13 protein-coding genes and 1 riboswitch are annotated in these 15,061 nt (G+C 72.4%); of the genes, 9 read left to right on the top strand and 4 right to left on the bottom strand.

Annotated elements, in window-relative coordinates:
* Nucleotides 1-49: 49 nt before the first annotated feature.
* The 7 genes from C1701_RS08205 to C1701_RS08175 all read left to right on the top strand — a co-directional run bounded on the left by C1701_RS08205 (nucleotide 50) and on the right by C1701_RS08175 (nucleotide 9,742).
* Complete coding sequence (locus C1701_RS08205) at nucleotides 50-1,570, top strand: FAD-dependent monooxygenase (RefSeq protein ID WP_026417415.1); 1,521 nt, start codon at nucleotides 50-52, stop codon at nucleotides 1,568-1,570.
* A gap of 347 nt (nucleotides 1,571-1,917) precedes the next feature.
* A riboswitch (SAM riboswitch) is annotated at nucleotides 1,918-2,008 on the top strand.
* A 212-nt stretch (nucleotides 2,009-2,220) separates the two neighbouring features.
* A complete protein-coding gene (locus C1701_RS08200) occupies nucleotides 2,221-3,240 on the top strand; it encodes a methionine ABC transporter ATP-binding protein (protein ID WP_026417414.1) in 1,020 nt (339 codons plus the stop codon).
* Nucleotides 3,237-3,923: a methionine ABC transporter permease gene (locus C1701_RS08195; protein ID WP_103055761.1), complete on the top strand. Its 687-nt coding sequence runs from the start codon at nucleotides 3,237-3,239 to the stop codon at nucleotides 3,921-3,923. Before C1701_RS08200 ends, C1701_RS08195 begins: the two co-directional genes overlap by 4 nt.
* Before the next feature lie 126 nt (nucleotides 3,924-4,049).
* The gene (locus C1701_RS08190) at nucleotides 4,050-4,907 is read left to right on the top strand and encodes a MetQ/NlpA family ABC transporter substrate-binding protein (protein ID WP_030104254.1); all 858 of its coding nucleotides are present in this window, start codon (nucleotides 4,050-4,052) and stop codon (nucleotides 4,905-4,907) included.
* A 612-nt stretch (nucleotides 4,908-5,519) separates the two neighbouring features.
* Complete coding sequence (locus C1701_RS08185) at nucleotides 5,520-6,485, top strand: 4-(cytidine 5'-diphospho)-2-C-methyl-D-erythritol kinase (protein ID WP_026417412.1); 966 nt, start codon at nucleotides 5,520-5,522, stop codon at nucleotides 6,483-6,485.
* Between the two features lie 261 nt (nucleotides 6,486-6,746).
* Nucleotides 6,747-7,706: an ESX secretion-associated protein EspG gene (locus C1701_RS08180; protein ID WP_051313338.1), complete on the top strand. Its 960-nt coding sequence runs from the start codon at nucleotides 6,747-6,749 to the stop codon at nucleotides 7,704-7,706.
* Nucleotides 7,707-7,939: 233 nt separating this feature from the next.
* Entirely contained in the window at nucleotides 7,940-9,742 is a 1,803-nt protein-coding gene (locus C1701_RS08175) for an ABC-F family ATP-binding cassette domain-containing protein (protein ID WP_103055760.1), read from the top strand.
* A gap of 441 nt (nucleotides 9,743-10,183) precedes the next feature.
* Here the strand turns inward: C1701_RS08175 and C1701_RS08170 are convergent, their stop codons facing one another.
* Nucleotides 10,184-11,026 (bottom strand): TetR/AcrR family transcriptional regulator, encoded by an 843-nt coding sequence (locus C1701_RS08170; protein ID WP_337662195.1) that lies wholly within the window; start codon nucleotides 11,024-11,026, stop codon nucleotides 10,184-10,186.
* 116 nt (nucleotides 11,027-11,142) lie between these two features.
* Between C1701_RS08170 and C1701_RS08165 the strand changes: the two genes are divergently transcribed.
* The gene (locus tag C1701_RS08165; RefSeq protein WP_051313334.1) at nucleotides 11,143-12,174 is read left to right on the top strand and encodes an ABC transporter ATP-binding protein; all 1,032 of its coding nucleotides are present in this window, start codon (nucleotides 11,143-11,145) and stop codon (nucleotides 12,172-12,174) included.
* On the top strand, nucleotides 12,171-12,998 hold the full coding sequence (locus C1701_RS08160; protein ID WP_081715205.1) for an ABC transporter permease: 828 nt from the start codon (nucleotides 12,171-12,173) through the stop codon (nucleotides 12,996-12,998). Before C1701_RS08165 ends, C1701_RS08160 begins: the two co-directional genes overlap by 4 nt.
* A 195-nt stretch (nucleotides 12,999-13,193) precedes the next feature.
* Here C1701_RS08160 and pth read toward each other — a convergent pair whose 3' ends face one another.
* The 3 genes from pth to C1701_RS08145 form a co-directional block, all read right to left on the bottom strand.
* The gene (pth, locus tag C1701_RS08155) at nucleotides 13,194-13,775 is read right to left on the bottom strand and encodes an aminoacyl-tRNA hydrolase (RefSeq protein ID WP_026417409.1); all 582 of its coding nucleotides are present in this window, start codon (nucleotides 13,773-13,775) and stop codon (nucleotides 13,194-13,196) included.
* Between the two features lie 150 nt (nucleotides 13,776-13,925).
* Nucleotides 13,926-14,192 carry a DivIVA domain-containing protein gene (locus C1701_RS08150; protein WP_026417408.1) on the bottom strand — a complete coding sequence of 89 codons (267 nt, stop codon included), beginning with the start codon at nucleotides 14,190-14,192 and terminating at the stop codon, nucleotides 13,926-13,928.
* Between the two features lie 122 nt (nucleotides 14,193-14,314).
* Complete coding sequence (locus C1701_RS08145; RefSeq protein ID WP_026417407.1) at nucleotides 14,315-14,923, bottom strand: 50S ribosomal protein L25/general stress protein Ctc; 609 nt, start codon at nucleotides 14,921-14,923, stop codon at nucleotides 14,315-14,317.
* Between the last annotated feature and the right edge of the window lie 138 nt (nucleotides 14,924-15,061).

Genomic DNA, 15,061 nt, shown 5'->3' with positions numbered 1-15,061 from the left:
GGACACCTCCTTCGCGCGCATCTAACCATTGGTGTACTAAGTACATGTGATGTACGACGTACACGAAACTGAGGTCCTGATCGTGGGCGGCGGTCTGGTCGGGCTGTCCGCCGCCCTCTTCCTCGAGTGGCACGGTGTCCCCGCCGTGCTGGTGGAGAAGCGGGACACCACGTCGCCGCAACCCAAGGCCCGCCGGATCAACCTCCGGACGATGGAACTGTTCCGCCAGGTCAACGCCGAGGCCGACGTGATGGCCGCCGCGGCGGCACTCGCGGACTTCGAGGGGATGGCGGCCGGCCGGACGCTCGTGGAGGCGGAACCGCTCTCCTGGGGGCACGGCGAGGACGACCCGGCACCGGAGATCTCACCGTCCGACTCCTGCCTCTGCGCCCAGGACACCCTGGAACCCGTGCTGCGCGCCCTGGCGACCGAACGCGGGGCCGACCTGCGGTTCGGACACCGCGTGCTGGAGGTGGTGGACGACGGCACCTCCGTCACCTCCACCGTCCGCGACCCCGACGGCCGCGTCGGTGCCATCCGGGCGCGGTACCTCATCGCGGCGGACGGCGCGCACAGCCCGATCAGGGAACGGTTGGGCATCGCCAGGAGCGGGCGAGGGACCCTGGGGAGGTCCACCAACGTCTACTTCGAGGCCGACCTCTCCGCGCAGGTGCGCGGCCGGGAGTTCAACCTGTGCCAGATCGAGCACCCCGAGGTGCCGAGCATGCTGCTCACCGTCGACGGGGTCCGGCGCTGGCTGCTCATGGCCGACCCGGCCCCCGGCCGGGACCACGCGGGTTGGGCGCGGGCGGTGCGCACCGCGACCGGAGTGCCCGACCTGGACGTGCGCATCCTCAGCGCCCTCGACTGGGAACCCGGGATGTTCGTCGCGGACCGCTTCTCGGCCGGGCGGATCTTCCTCGCCGGCGACGCCGCCCACGTCATGCCCCCCTACCTCGCCGCCGGTGCCAACACCGGCATCCAGGACGTCCACAACCTCGCCTGGAAGCTCGCCCGGGTGGTCTCCGGTACGGCTCCCCGATCCCTGTTGGACAGCTACCAGGTCGAGCGCCACTGGTTGGGGTGGCTCACCGCCGACCAGGCCAGCGCGCAGACGGCGAACCTGCGCCAACTGGGCGTGGAGTCAGGGGACGGCACCCCGTCGCACGACCCCGTGGCCCTCCTCATGGGCTACCAGTACCCGGCCGGCGCCTTCGTCCCCGACGGCTCCCTCGCGCCGCTCGACCGGTTGGGGCTCACCGGGCAGCCGGGATCGCGACTCCCGCACCACAGGCTCGGCCCGGACCGGTCGGCCCTGGACCTCGTCGGCAGGGGACTGACCCTGCTCGGCGCCAGCGACACGTGGGAGCGGGCCGCGTCCGCCACGCCCGGGGTCGAGCACCGCCGGGTGGACGACCCGGCCTGGGCCGCGAGCGTGGGCATCACCGGCACCGGAGCGCTGCTGGTGCGCCCCGACCACGTGATCGCCTGGCGCTGCCCGACGGCACCCCGGGACCCCGCCGACACCCTCCCCGACGTGGTGGCCGCGGTTCTCAGCGGTCGGGGCTGACCCCAGCCGGTCGCGACCCGGGTGACCGGCGCGCGGTCGGTCCGCGAGGACCGGCCGCCCGGCGCCCGGCTCCGACCACCGGCCGCCTTCCGCCGAACCCCCGAACCGACCGGCCTCGGCGGGTGGGGGCGGTCGCCCGGTCCCGGCGGGGCGGGACGACTCCGGCCGGCGGAGCACCGGCCGACCAGGAGGCCCACCGCCCCGTCCGTCCCCCTTCGCGGGTGGGGGCACCCCGCCGGAGGGCGGTGATCACCCTCGGTGCTCGTTAGGCCGGTCGGGCAGTGTGGCACAGATCTACCCCCAACTACTTGCGGGCGGACGTTTCCGTTCGGTTTACTCATCGCGACAGCCCATCCGGAGCGGCCGAGAGACCTGGCTCGTTGACGCCGCAGCAACCACCCGTTCGCGGGCAGGTGCTAACGCCAGGATCGATGGAGCGAGCATGTTGATCGCCACCGCCCTGACCCGACGACGCGTGGTCGACCACGGCCGCCGGACCACGTCCGGCTGTCCACTCATGGGCAGCTGAAGGACGTCACCGGTCCCGCGGAACACCCCTGGTCCTCGTCTTCTTCCTGACCATCCCACCCGTACCGCCGCGCCCTCGCGCGCGGTCGCGTGTGGCTGGCTGCCGTCGTGTGGAGCGAACAATGATCACTGTCGAGAACCTCACCAAGAGCTTCCCCGGTAAGGGCGAGCACGTGCTCGCCCTGGACGGTGTCTCCCTCAGCGTCCCGGCCGGAACGGTCTGCGGCGTCGTCGGCCCGAGCGGCGCCGGCAAGTCCACCCTCGCCCGTTGCGTCGCCCTGCTGGAACGCCCCGACCGGGGATCGATCCGCGTCGAGGGCGTCGACCTGGTGGCCCTGCGCGGCCGTGAGCTGCGGGACGCGCGTCGCCGGATCGGCGTCGTCCCCCAGGGCGACTCCCTGCTGCGGCAGCGCACCGCCGCCGGCAACGTCGCCCTCCCCCTGGAGAGCGCCGGGGTGGCCGCGCCGGCCCGGCGCGCCAGGGTCGCCGAACTGCTCGACCTGGTCGGCCTCACCAACAAGGCCGGCAGCTACCCCGACCAGCTCTCCGGTGGCCAGCGGCAGCGCGTCGCGGTCGCCAGGGCGCTGGCGGCCAGCCCCTCGGTGCTGCTCGCCGACGAACCCACCTCGGCCCTCGACCCGGAGACGACCGGCTCGGTGCTCGCGGTGCTCGACCGGGTGCGCTCCGAGCTCGGGGTGACGGTGCTCGTGGTGACCCACGACATGGCCGTCGTCCGCCGCATCTGCGACGATGTCGCGGTCCTGGAGGGAGGGCGGGTCGTCGAGCACGGCAAGGTGCTGGACCTGCTCACCCAGCCAGGCAGCCGGATCACGGCCTCCCTGCTCCCCGAGGTCGACCAGGCCGGCACCACGCCTCGCGAGATCGGCCAGTACGACGTGGTCGCCGAGGTGGTCCTCGTCGGGTTCGCCGCCGTGGGAGCCCTGCTCCCCGAGGCGGCGCACCGCCACGACGTGGAGCTGGCCATCCTGGGCGGTGGGCTCACCAGGCTCGGTGAGACACCCGTCGCCCGCTTCAAGATCGGAATCAACGGCGAGCGCTCGGAACGGGCGCTGAGCTGGCTCGCGGAACGGGACGCCGTCATCCGCCGCGCGCCACGCGATATCGGAGGACTTGCCGCGTGAGGGAACCCACCCCGTGGGACCGGGTCTTCGACCTGGTGATCAGTGCCACCGGGGACACCGTCTACATGGTCGGCATCGCCACCCTGCTCGCCGCCCTCGGCGGGATCCCCCTCGGCATCGTGCTGCACATGACCTCGCCGACAGGGCTGTCCCCTCGGCGGATCACGCACCGCGTGCTGGGAGTGGTGGTCGACGTCGGCCGCTCGCTCCCGTTCGTGGTGCTCCTGGTGGTGCTCAGCGCGTTCACCAGGGCGCTCGTGCAGACGACCATCGGCCCCACCGCGGTCATCGTGCCGCTCACGGTGGGGGCGGTGCCCTTCGTGGCCCGGCTCGTGGAGTCGGCGTTGCGGGAGGTCAACGTGGCCGTCGTGGAGGCGGCCATCACCACCGGGGCCAGCAGGCTCCGCCTCGTCCGGAGCGTGCTGCTCCGCGAGGCGGGGCCCGCCCTGGTCGCGGCGATCGGAGTCACGGCGGTCACCCTGATCGGCTACTCGGCGATGGCCGGGGTGATCGGCGGTGGCGGGCTCGGTGACCTCGCGATCCGGCACGGCTACCAGCGCAACGACGAGCGGATCCTGCTGGCGTCCGTGCTGGTGCTCGGCGGGCTCGCCTGGCTCACCCAGCTGACCTCGGACTTCATCGCACGCACCATCGACCGTCGACGGTCGGCGTTGCGGGTGTGACACCCGCGCCGCCCCCGCCACCGGGGAGCGGCACACCAGCAAGTACACCCGTGCCGGGGACGACCATGCCCGGGCGCGGCAGACGCGCCTGCCCACGGGCCGGCGCCAGGAGAGAGGAAACCGGGAGTGCGACACCGTTCCCTGACCGCCGTCGCCATCGCGGCCGCCGCCGTCACCACGCTCGCCGCCTGCGGGAACAGCGAGACCGCGTCCGACGGGGGCGGTGACACCGACACCCAGGCCCCGGTCACCGCCGACGGTCCGCTGCGCGTCGGCGCGTCCGTCACCCCGCACGCGGAGATCCTGAACTTCGTCCAGGAGGAGTTGGCCGCCGACGCCGGCCTGGAGATCGAGGTCGTCGAGTTCACCGACTACGTGCAGCCGAACACGGCGCTGCGGGACGGGTCGCTGGAGGCCAACTACTTCCAGACGGTCCCCTACCTGGAGCAGTTCACGCTGGACCACGGTGGCGACTACGAGTGGGTCGAGGGCGTGCACATCGAGCCGCTCGGGCTCTACTCGGAGTCGGTCGACGACGTCGACGACCTGCCGGACGAGGCGGTCATCGGGCTGGCCAACGACCCGGCCAACCTGACCCGCGGCCTGCGGCTGCTCGCCGACAGCGGTCTGATCACGCTCGCCGAGGGCACCGAGGACAACGCCACCGAGCTGGACGTCGAGGACAACCCGAAGAACCTGCGCTTCCAGCCGCTGGAGGCGGCCCAGCTGCCGAGGAGCCTCGCGGACACCGACGCGTCGGTGATCAACGGCAACTACGCCATCGACGCCGGCCTCAATCCGACCGAGGACGCCATCCTCCTGGAGGACGGCGAGGAAAGCCCGTACGCGAACGGCCTGGTCACGCTGCCCGAGCTGGTGGACGACGAGCGCATCCAGCAGCTCACCGAGCTGCTGCGTTCCGAGGAGGTCCGCGAGTTCATCGAGGGGACCTACCAGGACGGCAGCGTCGTCCCGGCCTTCTGAGGCCAGCCCTCCCGTCGGGAGCGGTCATGACGTCCGTGCGGCCGTGACCGGAGCCCCCTCGGGAGCCGAGGCGCGATGCCGGCCCGCGTCCGCCGGATACCCTTTCCTGGTCGTGGCCCTGCTGGTTCACGTCCAGGGCTGGTGACGAGTCGTCCATCCCTCTCGGGGGAGGGGATGGACGACGAGCCCCCGAAGGGCGGGGGAGCCAGCCGCCGGACGCGGTCGAGGCCGCTCGTCGGGCCGCGCGTGCCTGGGAATGTCCCACCGTCGCTGTGATTCGACTCACCGCCCCCGGGTCGGCCGGGCGGCTCCTGCCCCGGTTCCGCGTCGGCCGCTGTTCGGGTGGATCTCGACGCCGTCGGTTCGGTGGACACCTCGTCAGGGCGGCCGGCCGCCGCCCGGACGGCCCAGCGCAGGGGACGAGCACGAGGAACACCGTTCGGAGGACGCCCGGACGCCCGGCGCGATCGTTAGCCGATCGTGGCCACCTGCCCGTTCGGGCTACCCGAACCGAGCGGTCGGCGCGGCGAGGCAGCGCGGTTCCGCTCTACGGAGAGTGATCCTCACCGGTTCGGGGGCGGAAGATCGGCCAAACGCCCGTAGGCTGCAAGGGTGCTGGCAGTAGTACCGCCCCCGGTGACCGTTCGAGCCCCGGCCAAGGTGAACCTCCACCTCGCCGTCGGTGACGCGCGGGACGACGGCTACCACGAGTTGGCGACGATCTTCCAGGCCCTGTCGCTGACCGACGAGGTCACCGTCTCCGTCGCCGACGAACCCGGGCTCGACGTGACGGGCGAGGGAGCGGACACCGTCCCCCTCGACTCCTCGAACCTGGCGTGGCGGGCCGCCCGGGCGCTCGCCGAGCACGTCGGCCGCGACCCGGACCACCTGAAGGTCAGGATCGACATCCGCAAGTCCATCCCGGTGGCGGGCGGCATGGCCGGCGGCAGTGCCGACGCGGCGGCCACCCTCGTCGGGTTGGTCAACCTGTGGCGGTTGGAGATGGGGCGGGACGAGCTGTCCGGTGTCGCCGCGACCCTGGGCAGCGACATCCCCTTCTCCCTGCACGGCGGCTACGCCCTGGGCACGGGGCGGGGTGAACGGCTGGTGCCGGTGTTGTCCCGGCACACCTTCCACTGGGTCATCGCCCTCGCCAGTCGGGGTCTGTCCACCCCCGACGTCTTCGCAGAGCTGGACAGGCTGCGCCGGGAGGGCTCGCCGCCCCGGGTTGGTGGCGTGGAACCGGTGCTGGAGGCCCTGTCCTCCGGTGATCCGCTCCAACTCGCGCTGCTCCTGGGCAACGATCTCCAGGCGGCGGCGGTCTCCCTCCGTCCCGCCCTGCGCCGCACGTTGCGGGCCGGGGTCAACGCGGGAGCCGTGGCCGGCATGATCTCCGGCTCCGGTCCCAGTTGCGCCTTCCTGTGCACCGACGGCGACTCCGCCGTCCGGGTCGCCGCCGAGCTCTCCGGGGTCGGGGTCTGCCGCACCGTGCGGGTCGCGCACGGTCCTGTCCCGGGCGCCAGGGTGGTCAGCAGCGAGGACAGCCCGCGCCCCACCCCACCCCAGGTGCACGCCTGATCCCGACCGGTCAGCGGTGGCGAGATCCCGCTCCCGGGATCGGGCACGCCAGGGCGGCGTGCCGGAGTGGTCCTCCGCCCATCCCCGCAGGCGGTCGTGGGAGCGTCGGCCACCGTCACCTCACGTCGATATCACCTGAACGTCGCAATTGATCGAAGTTCACTGCGCGGCGGGCACCCGATCTGTTTGGCTGCTGTGAACAGGGGGGCGGGTCGCCGACGCCGGCGGGCACCGGACCCGCAGGGGGAGGAGCCCCGCCGGGTGGTGTTCGGCGTGGACAAGGGGATCCGTGCGAAGGGGACCGGCCACGCGCTGCCCGCTCCCGGCCCGGTGGGCCCTCCTCCAGGTCTCGGCCCGCCCACCGAGCCACCGCGACCAGACCAACCGAAACGGCTGACCATGTCCTTCTCGTTCCGACTCACCGCGCAGCAGTACGACATCCTCTGGGAGGACGGTGGCCTCGGCCGCCACCCCTACCCCTTACGGGTCAGGTCCCACGGCGAGACCATGGACGAGCGCGCGGAGATCCGCCGCCGTGTCTACAACCAGCTCGCCGCCTCCGGCCTCGGGGACGGGATTCGCGCCAACACGGAGGTCGAGGACGCCCTGCTGATGATGGCCCGGCCACCGTTGGCCGTCGACATGATCTGGATGACCGACCTGAAGGAACAGGGCGGGCACCAGGCCCTGCTGGTCGCCGGGAACGGTGAGGTCGGGTATCGGGTCCGGGGGGAACTCGGGGGTGGCATCCGCGTCGAGGAGATCAGGGCCAGCAGCCTCGTCTACTCGGCGTTGGCCCTGTTGCCCGAGGCGCCGGCGGCGTCGATCCCCTCGGTCACCCTGCCGATGCCCGCCGCCGAGCCGCGCCCGGCGCCGACGGGCCGGCACCGCCGGGACGACGAGATCGACGAGGACCACAGCTTCCTGGAGCAGGACCGCCCCCGGGCGGCGGGAGCGCAGAGCTCGGCCGTGCGGACCCTGGAACGGGTCTTCGAGAAGCCCCGGCTCCGTACCGGCCAGATCGGGATCACCGTCCGGGACCGGCTGGGGCGCACGACCAAGGCACCCCTGATCCAGTGGTCGGACACCGAGGACGGGCGGATCGTCAACCAGGTCTCGGAGTCCCCGAACGGGCGGGTGGCGAACTTCTTCGGCGCCGACCACCGGAGGTTCGCCCAGAAGCTCGGGGAGGCGATCACGGCGCTCCGCGAGGGGCGGTGACCGGCCGGCGCCCGAGCGGACCGGGGGAGGGGCGGTGGGCCCCTCCCCGCCCGGGGTCGCCGACCGCCCCGGCCGAGGGGCCCGGCCGCCAGCCCTCGAAGGTCCGGGGCCGGACGCGACCCTCCCTTGCGTAGTCTCGGAGGGAGTGACGGCACGGAACGTGGCCGCCGTCGGCGTCCTCCCCCGCACGGGGAGGTGGGCCGGGCGGCCGGAAGCACGGAGCGGCTCAACGCATGGTGAACCTCGTCAACCTGGAGGACGTGTCCAAGTCGCACGGGGTGCGGACCCTGCTGGACCACGTCTCGCTCGGTGTCTCCCGCGGCGAACGCGTCGGCGTGGTCGGCCTCAACGGTGGTGGCAAGACCACGTTGCTCGAGGTGTTGGCCGGCAGTGAGCCCCCCGACTCGGGCCGGGTGAGCCACGTGTCCGACCTGCGGATGGCCGTGGTGACGCAGCGCACCGAACTGGCCGAGGCGTCGACCATCCGGCAGGCCGTGCTGGAACCCCTGGGATTCGCCGCCGAGCACGAGTGGGCGGCCGACCCCAGGGTGCGCTCCGTGCTCGGCGGGCTGGGCATCACCGACCGGGGGTTGGACACGCGCATCGGCACGCTCTCCGGTGGTGAACGACGCCGAGTGGCGCTGGCCGCCGCGCTCGTCCAGGAGCTCGACCTGGTGGTGCTGGACGAGCCCACCAACCACCTCGACGTCGAGGGTGTCCGTTGGCTGGCCGAACACCTCACCGCGCGCCGGTGCGCGCTCATCGTCGTCACCCACGACCGCTGGTTCCTCGACACCGTCTGCACCCGGACCTGGGAGGTCGTCGACGGCCGCGTCGAACAGTACGAGGGCGGCTACGCGGACTGGATCTTCGCCAGGGCGGAGCGCGGGCGGCAGGCCCAGGCCGCCGAGGACCGGCGGCGCAACCTCGCCCGCAAGGAACTCGCCTGGCTGCGGCGTGGCGCGCCCGCCCGGACCTCGAAGCCCCGGTTCCGCATCGAGGCCGCCGAGGCGCTGATCTCCGACGTGCCGGAACCCAGGAACTCGGTGCAACTGCTGAGCTTCGCGAAGCGGCGGCTCGGGCGGACCGTCCTGGAGATCGAGGACGCCGACCTGCGTGTCGGGGAGCGGTCCCTGCTGTCGCGGGTCACCTGGCGGATCGGTCCTGGGGACCGCATCGGCCTGGTCGGGGTGAACGGGTCCGGCAAGACGACCCTGCTGCGGCTGCTGGCGGGGGAGCGGGAACCCGACGGTGGCCGCCGCCTGCGGGGGCAGACGGTCCGGCTGGCCCACCTGCGGCAGGAACTGGACGACCTGCCCGGTGACCTGCGGGTCCTCGAAGCCATCGAGGAGATCGCCCAGCGGATCGTGCTGGGCAAGCTGGAGCTCGCGGCGTCCCAGCTCGCCGAACGGCTCGGGTTCCCCAAGGGGCGGCAGTGGACCCCGGTCTCGGACCTCTCCGGCGGTGAACGCCGTCGGCTGCAACTGGCCCGGCTGCTGATGGCGGAACCGAACGTCCTGCTGCTCGACGAGCCGACCAACGACCTCGACATCGACACGCTCCAGCAGCTGGAGGACCTGCTCGACTCGTGGCCGGGAACCCTCGTGGTCGTCTCCCACGACCGCTACCTCGTGGAACGGGTCTGCGACCAGGTGGTGGCCCTCTTCGGCGACGGAGTGATCACCGACCTGCCCGGGGGCATCGAGGAGTACCTGCGTCGACGCCAGGAGGACCTGGACTCGGGCCGGGGCGGTGGCGGGACGACCTCCTCGGTCTCCCCGGCCGGCGGTGGGAAGAGCGCCGCCGCGAAGGCGACGGCCGCCGAACAGCGCGCCGCCCGCAAGCAGCTCGCCAAGCTGGAGCGTCGGCTCGACACGCTGACGGCGAAGGAGGAGCGGATCAACGACTCCATCGCCGAGGCCGGCAGCGACCCGCACCGCCTGACCGAGCTCGACACCGAACTCCGCAAGGTCGTCGCGGAGAAGGAGGAGGTCGAGCTGGAGTGGTTGGCCGCCGCCGAACTGGCGGAGGGCTGAGCCGGGCGCCGGGAGCATGAGGGGCGCGTGGTGCGCGCCCGCCCACGTGGTCCGGAGTCCCCTCCTCGGGGCTCCGTGCTCGGTTGCGTCCCTGGCCAGGGGCGGAGCCGTGCCGCCGGTCCGGGCTCCGACGGAGTGCCGGCGCGATCCAGCTGGCATGGCATGCCGTGGTGGGGCGCCCATTCCGCGGCAGCGGTCCCCGGGGCGAGGGCGGCCGGTCCGCTCGACGTCCCCACGGCGTCGACCGTTGGCCGGCCGGCCCGCGTCCGCCCACGCCATCCCCGGGCACCTCTCGGCGCCCGGGTGAGCAGCCGCCGGTGGCGTCCGGCGCGGCCAGGCCCGCCGATCGAGATGCCTCCCAGCGAGTGCGCCGTCGAAGACCGCCCAGCACGTCGGGGACGCTGACCCCTCACGGCGAACTCGCCCCCGCGCTGGCTCCGTTCAGTCGTGCCGAGACGCCGGGGACGCCCCGGTGGAGTACTGGTCGATCGTGTTCTCCACGCTGTCGAGCAGGCGACCGAGGACGCGGTCGAAGTCGACGCCGTCGTCGAACGCGCCAGCCTGGTAGACCCGCGTCATCGTCGGGTAGCGCTCGACGTCGAAGTAGGTCACCCAGAAACCGCTCCACTCCTGCCAGTACTCGCCGTACCCCTGGCCGGTCTCACTGCTCTCCGCGGCCTCGCGCGCGGCGGTGGAGGCGAGGCCCCAGACGAGCCCGTTGACGAGTTCGACCACCTCGACCACCCGATGTTCCGGCAGTCCGGTGTCGATCAACGTGCGGAGCCCGGCCTCGTCGGCGTCGAGCACGTGCGGTGCGAGCGGAAGCCGGGTCCGGTTGAGCGTGAGCATCCACGGATGTCGTCCGAGCAGCGCGTGCAGCTGCCTCGCGTACTGCTCCAGGGCGGGACGCCAGTCGGCCTCCGGGTCGGGGAGCTCGAAAGCCTCGTACGCGCGGTCGATCATGAGGTCGACGAGTTCGGTGCGGCCGGGCACGTAGGTGTACAGGGACATGGCGCCCACGCCGAGCCGCGCGGCCACCCCGCGCATCGAGAGCGCCTCGAGTCCGGACTCCTGGACGAGGCCGATGGCCGCGTCCACGACCGCGGTGAGGCTCAGCCGCGCCCGGCGCCCGAGCGGGGACGGCGTGGGGGGGTCCCACAGCAGGGCGAGTCGGCGGGCGACCTCCGCCGTGGACCTCGGCACCGCCTCGGGCGGCGGGCAGGCGCTCGCGGGCTCCGATGTTCCCTGCCCCGTCGGAGCGGACGTCGGTCTCCTGTCAGTCACGCGACCAGCCTCCCAGACGTCGTGCCCGGATCGCACAATCCTCGTGGCAATTCCCGTACATCGTATGTTAATGACGCTCGTCATTTTCGGTACACCGTACGCGAATGAAGGTTCCCATGATCCACACTGAGGGTCTGACCAAGACCTTCCAGCGGGGGAAGCAGCTCGTCCACGCGGTGAAGGGGGTCGACCTCGACGTCGCGCCGGGCGAGCTCGTCGCCTTCCTGGGGCCGAACGGAGCGGGCAAGTCGACCACCCTGCGGATGCTCACCACCCTGCTGAGCCCGAGTTCCGGTAGTGCGAGGGTGGCCGGGGCGGACGTGCGCACCCAACCAGCCCTCGTCCGCCGCCGCATCGGCTACATCGGCCAGGGCAACGGCGCCGGGCACAACTACCGGGTCATCGACGAGCTGCGCGCCCAGGGCTCGTTCCACCGGCTCGCGCCGGCCGTGTCCCGCGAGCGCGCGGCGGAGCTCCTGCGCGCGCTACAGCTGAACGGGCTCGAGAAGCGCCCCGTCATGAGCCTCTCCGGCGGGCAACGTCGTCGCCTCGACGTCGCGATGGGTCTGATGAACCACCCGCCGCTGCTGTTCCTCGACGAGCCCTCCACCGGCATGGACCCGCAGGGGAGGGCGAACCTGTGGGAACACATCATCCGGATGCGCGATGACCTCGGCATGACGCTCGTGCTCACCACGCACTACCTGGAGGAGGCCGACGACATGGCCGAGCGCGTCATCGTGATCGACCACGGCACGGTCATCGCCGACGACTCGCCGGGCAGGCTCAAGCTCGACCACGCCGACGACGTGATCACCCTGACCTTCGGCGCCGTGGACGAGGCCGACGTGGCGAAGCGGGCGCTGCGGGCGGACCAGCGCTACGCCGACCGCTTCGAGGAGCGGGCCGGGGAGGCGGTCGTCCTCGCGACCGACCACGGCGCACGGCAGCTGCCGGGCATCCTCCACCTGCTGGAGGCGGCGGGAGCCCGCCCGGAGGCGGCGGCGATCCGAGAGGCCACGCTCGACGACGTCTTCCTCAACCTCACCGGCCGCAGCCTGCGCGAGGACGACACCCCCGACGCGGCGGAGGACGGCTCGGCGGCGGCCAGGACCGCGAACACCACGGACGGAGCGGATGCCGCATGAACGCCCAGACGATCGAACACGTGCACGCCGCCGACGAGGACGGCACGGGCGGCCGCATCGGTCGCTTCCTGAGCGACACGCGAGCTGTCTTCACCCGCGAGATCGTGGTCGTGCTGCGTGACCCGTTCTCGTTGGTCTTCTCCCTGCTCCAGCCGTTGGTGTTCCTGGCCCTGTTCGCGCCACTGCTGGGAGGCATGGTCGGCGGTGACGGGATCGGCGACGCGAGCGCCCTGGAGTGGTTCCTGCCCGGAGTGATCGTGATGATCTGCGTCTTCGGCACGGGCATGACCGGGTCGAACCTCCAGTACGAGATGCAGACCGGGTCCTACGAGCGCATCCTCGCCTCTCCGCTGTCCCGCGCGTCCATCCTCACCGGGCGCGCGCTCAAGGAGTTCGCGCCCCTGGTCGTCCAGGCACTGGTGATCACGCTGGTAGCCGTACCGCTCGGCGTCACGCCGCATCTCGCGCACGTGCTCGTCGGGATCCTCCTCCTGGGAGTGTTCGGCATCGGCCTCGGCGCGCTGTCCTACGCCCTCGCGATCGCCACGCGCGGGAAGGAATGGATGTTCTGGACGGTGCAGCAGTCACTGACCTTCCCCCTGCTCCTGCTGTCCGGGATGATGCTCCCGTTGGAGACCGGCCCGGACTGGATGCGGACCGTGGCACGGTTCAACCCGCTCACCTACATCGTCGACGCCGAACGAGAGCTGTTCATGGGCACCTTCGCCTCGTCCACCGTCCTGTGGGGCGCGGTGGCGGCGGCACTGACCTGCGCGGGTGGGCTGGCGGTCGGGATCCGGACGATCCGCCGCTCCGCCCGGTAGCCCGCGAAGCGCGGTCCCGGCCCGGGGGGGTTGCCCCGTTCCGCACCCGTCACCGGTAGTCCGGCGGAAGCTGACCGGGACCGGACCCCGGCTCGGGGTGTCACCGCGTGTCGACCCCCGGGCTCGGGTGCGGCGCGGGCCGGCGGGCGCCGGGACGACGGCTGAGGCGTGGAACGCTTCCGGCGACGTCGGGACCTAGAGCGCGTGGAAGGTGTTCTGCGCGGCCTCCAGGCCGGTGGTGACCACCGCCTCCGCCGCGTCGGCCGCCCGGTCGACGAAGAACTCCAACTCCTTGCGTTCGGCCCCGGAGAAGTCCTTGAGGACGTAGGCGGCCGGGTCCATCCGACCGGGCGGTCGACCCACCCCGAACCGGACCCGGAGGTAGTCGCGGGTACCGGTCGAGGACGTGATGGACCGCAGCCCGTTGTGGCCGCCCTCGCCGCCGCCCGACTTCAACCGGATCGCCCCGTAGGGCAGGTCCAGTTCGTCGTGCACCACGACCGTCCTGGCCGGCGGGATCTTGTAGAAGCGGGCGGCGCCGACGACGGGGCCACCTGAGACGTTCATGTAGGAACGGGGTTTCGCCAGGACCACCCGAACGCCGCCCAGCCGTCCCTCGGCGACGTCGCAACCGCTGCGGTGGCCCTTGTAGCGGGCGCCGAGCCGGCCGGCCAGCAGGTCCAGCACCATGAAGCCGACGTTGTGCCGGTTCCCGGCGTAGCGGGGCCCGGGATTGCCCAGTCCCACCAGCAGAAACGGGGTGTCCTCGGTTGTCACGGCCAACCCTTTCCAGTCGAGGCCCGCGAGCGGACCGACCCTACCGGTGCCGTGCCCCGGGACGGCGGGGTCGCACCCCTGGCCCGTCGATCCCGGAACCGGACAGCACGGCCGGCCGGTGGCCTGACCCGGTCGGGGGCAGGGAACCGGTCAGCGGCCGCGTTCCCGCAGGGCCATCTCCACCAGGTCGAGCAGGCCGTCGACGTCGTCCCGGTGGTAGCCCCGCCGGCCGGTCGGCGGGCCGCGGAACGCGACCCGACGCACGTCCCGCGCCGTCAACCGGGAGTGCCCGTCCAGCGCCTCCACCACGAGGCGGAGGAACGAGTCGACCTCGTCCACGTCGTAGCCCCGGGAACGGAGCAACCTGGGCGACTTCCGGATGACCACGTTGCTCACGTCGGCGGCGGTCAAACCCATGGTGCGGGTGTCACATCCTGTCTGACGGCGAGCGGCGCACCCCGAATCCGGGGTGCGCCGCGCGTGCTCGGTGTCTCGTCGCTGGTCCGAACGCGGCCCGACCAGGAGGTCGGGCGCTCGGATCAGCTCTCCTCGGACTCGCCCTCGGCCGGAGCGGTCTCCTCGCCGGTGTCCATCTGGGCGGCCGTCGGAGAGGCCTCCACCTTGACCAGCAGGGTGGTGGGCTCACTGACCAGGGTGACGCCGGAGGGCAGCGGCACGTCGGCGGCCGTCACCTGGAAGCCCTCACGGGCGCCGGCGACGGAGACCTCGAAGGACTCCGGGATGTTCAGCGCGTCGGCCTCGACCTGGATCTCGGTGAGCTCCTGGTCCACCAGGGTGCCGGGGCCGGGCTCACCGGCGACGGTGACGGGCACGTCGACGGTGACCTTCTCGCCGCGCTTGACCAGCAGCAGGTCCACGTGCTCGATGTAGTTCTTCAGCGGGTGGGTGGTGACCGTCTTGGTCAGGGCCAGCTCCGACCCACCGTTGGCGATGTCGAGGGACAGGACGGCGTTGAAGCCCTGCTCCCGGACGACCCTGGCGAACTCCAGCGCCGGCAGCGACAGGTGCTTCGGGTCGGAGTCGTGGCCGTAGAGGACGGCGGGGATCTTCCCGGCGCGGCGGGTGCGGCGGGCGGCACCCTTGCCGAACTCGGTGCGCGGCTCAGCGGCAAGACGTACCTGGGACACGGCGATGCACTCCTTGCTGGGGATGGCGGCGGACGGTCGATCAGCGTCGTGGTCGCGGCGGCGCGGCGCGCTCGTCGTGACAGAGCGCGGCCAGAGCAGCCGCCGCGTCGATCACACCAGAGCGTGTACTGGCCTCGC

Source organism: Actinoalloteichus sp. AHMU CJ021 (genome assembly GCF_002895405.1).
Classification (GTDB): domain Bacteria; phylum Actinomycetota; class Actinomycetes; order Mycobacteriales; family Pseudonocardiaceae; genus Actinoalloteichus_B; species Actinoalloteichus_B caeruleus.
This window is presented reverse-complemented; position numbering and strand designations above follow the sequence as displayed.

What these genes read in the sequence shown, in the direction of transcription:
- C1701_RS08175 (WP_103055760.1), top strand. Translation starts at nt 7,940, where the DNA reads ATGGTGAACCTCGTCAACCTGGAGGACGTGTCCAAGTCGCACGGGGTG.
- C1701_RS08160 (WP_081715205.1), top strand. Translation starts at nt 12,171, where the DNA reads ATGAACGCCCAGACGATCGAACACGTGCACGCCGCCGACGAGGACGGC.
- C1701_RS08200 (WP_026417414.1), top strand. Translation starts at nt 2,221, where the DNA reads ATGATCACTGTCGAGAACCTCACCAAGAGCTTCCCCGGTAAGGGCGAG.
- C1701_RS08205 (WP_026417415.1), top strand. Translation starts at nt 50, where the DNA reads ATGTACGACGTACACGAAACTGAGGTCCTGATCGTGGGCGGCGGTCTG.
- C1701_RS08150 (WP_026417408.1), bottom strand. Translation starts at nt 14,192, where the DNA reads ATGGGTTTGACCGCCGCCGACGTGAGCAACGTGGTCATCCGGAAGTCG.
- C1701_RS08165 (WP_051313334.1), top strand. Translation starts at nt 11,143, where the DNA reads ATGATCCACACTGAGGGTCTGACCAAGACCTTCCAGCGGGGGAAGCAG.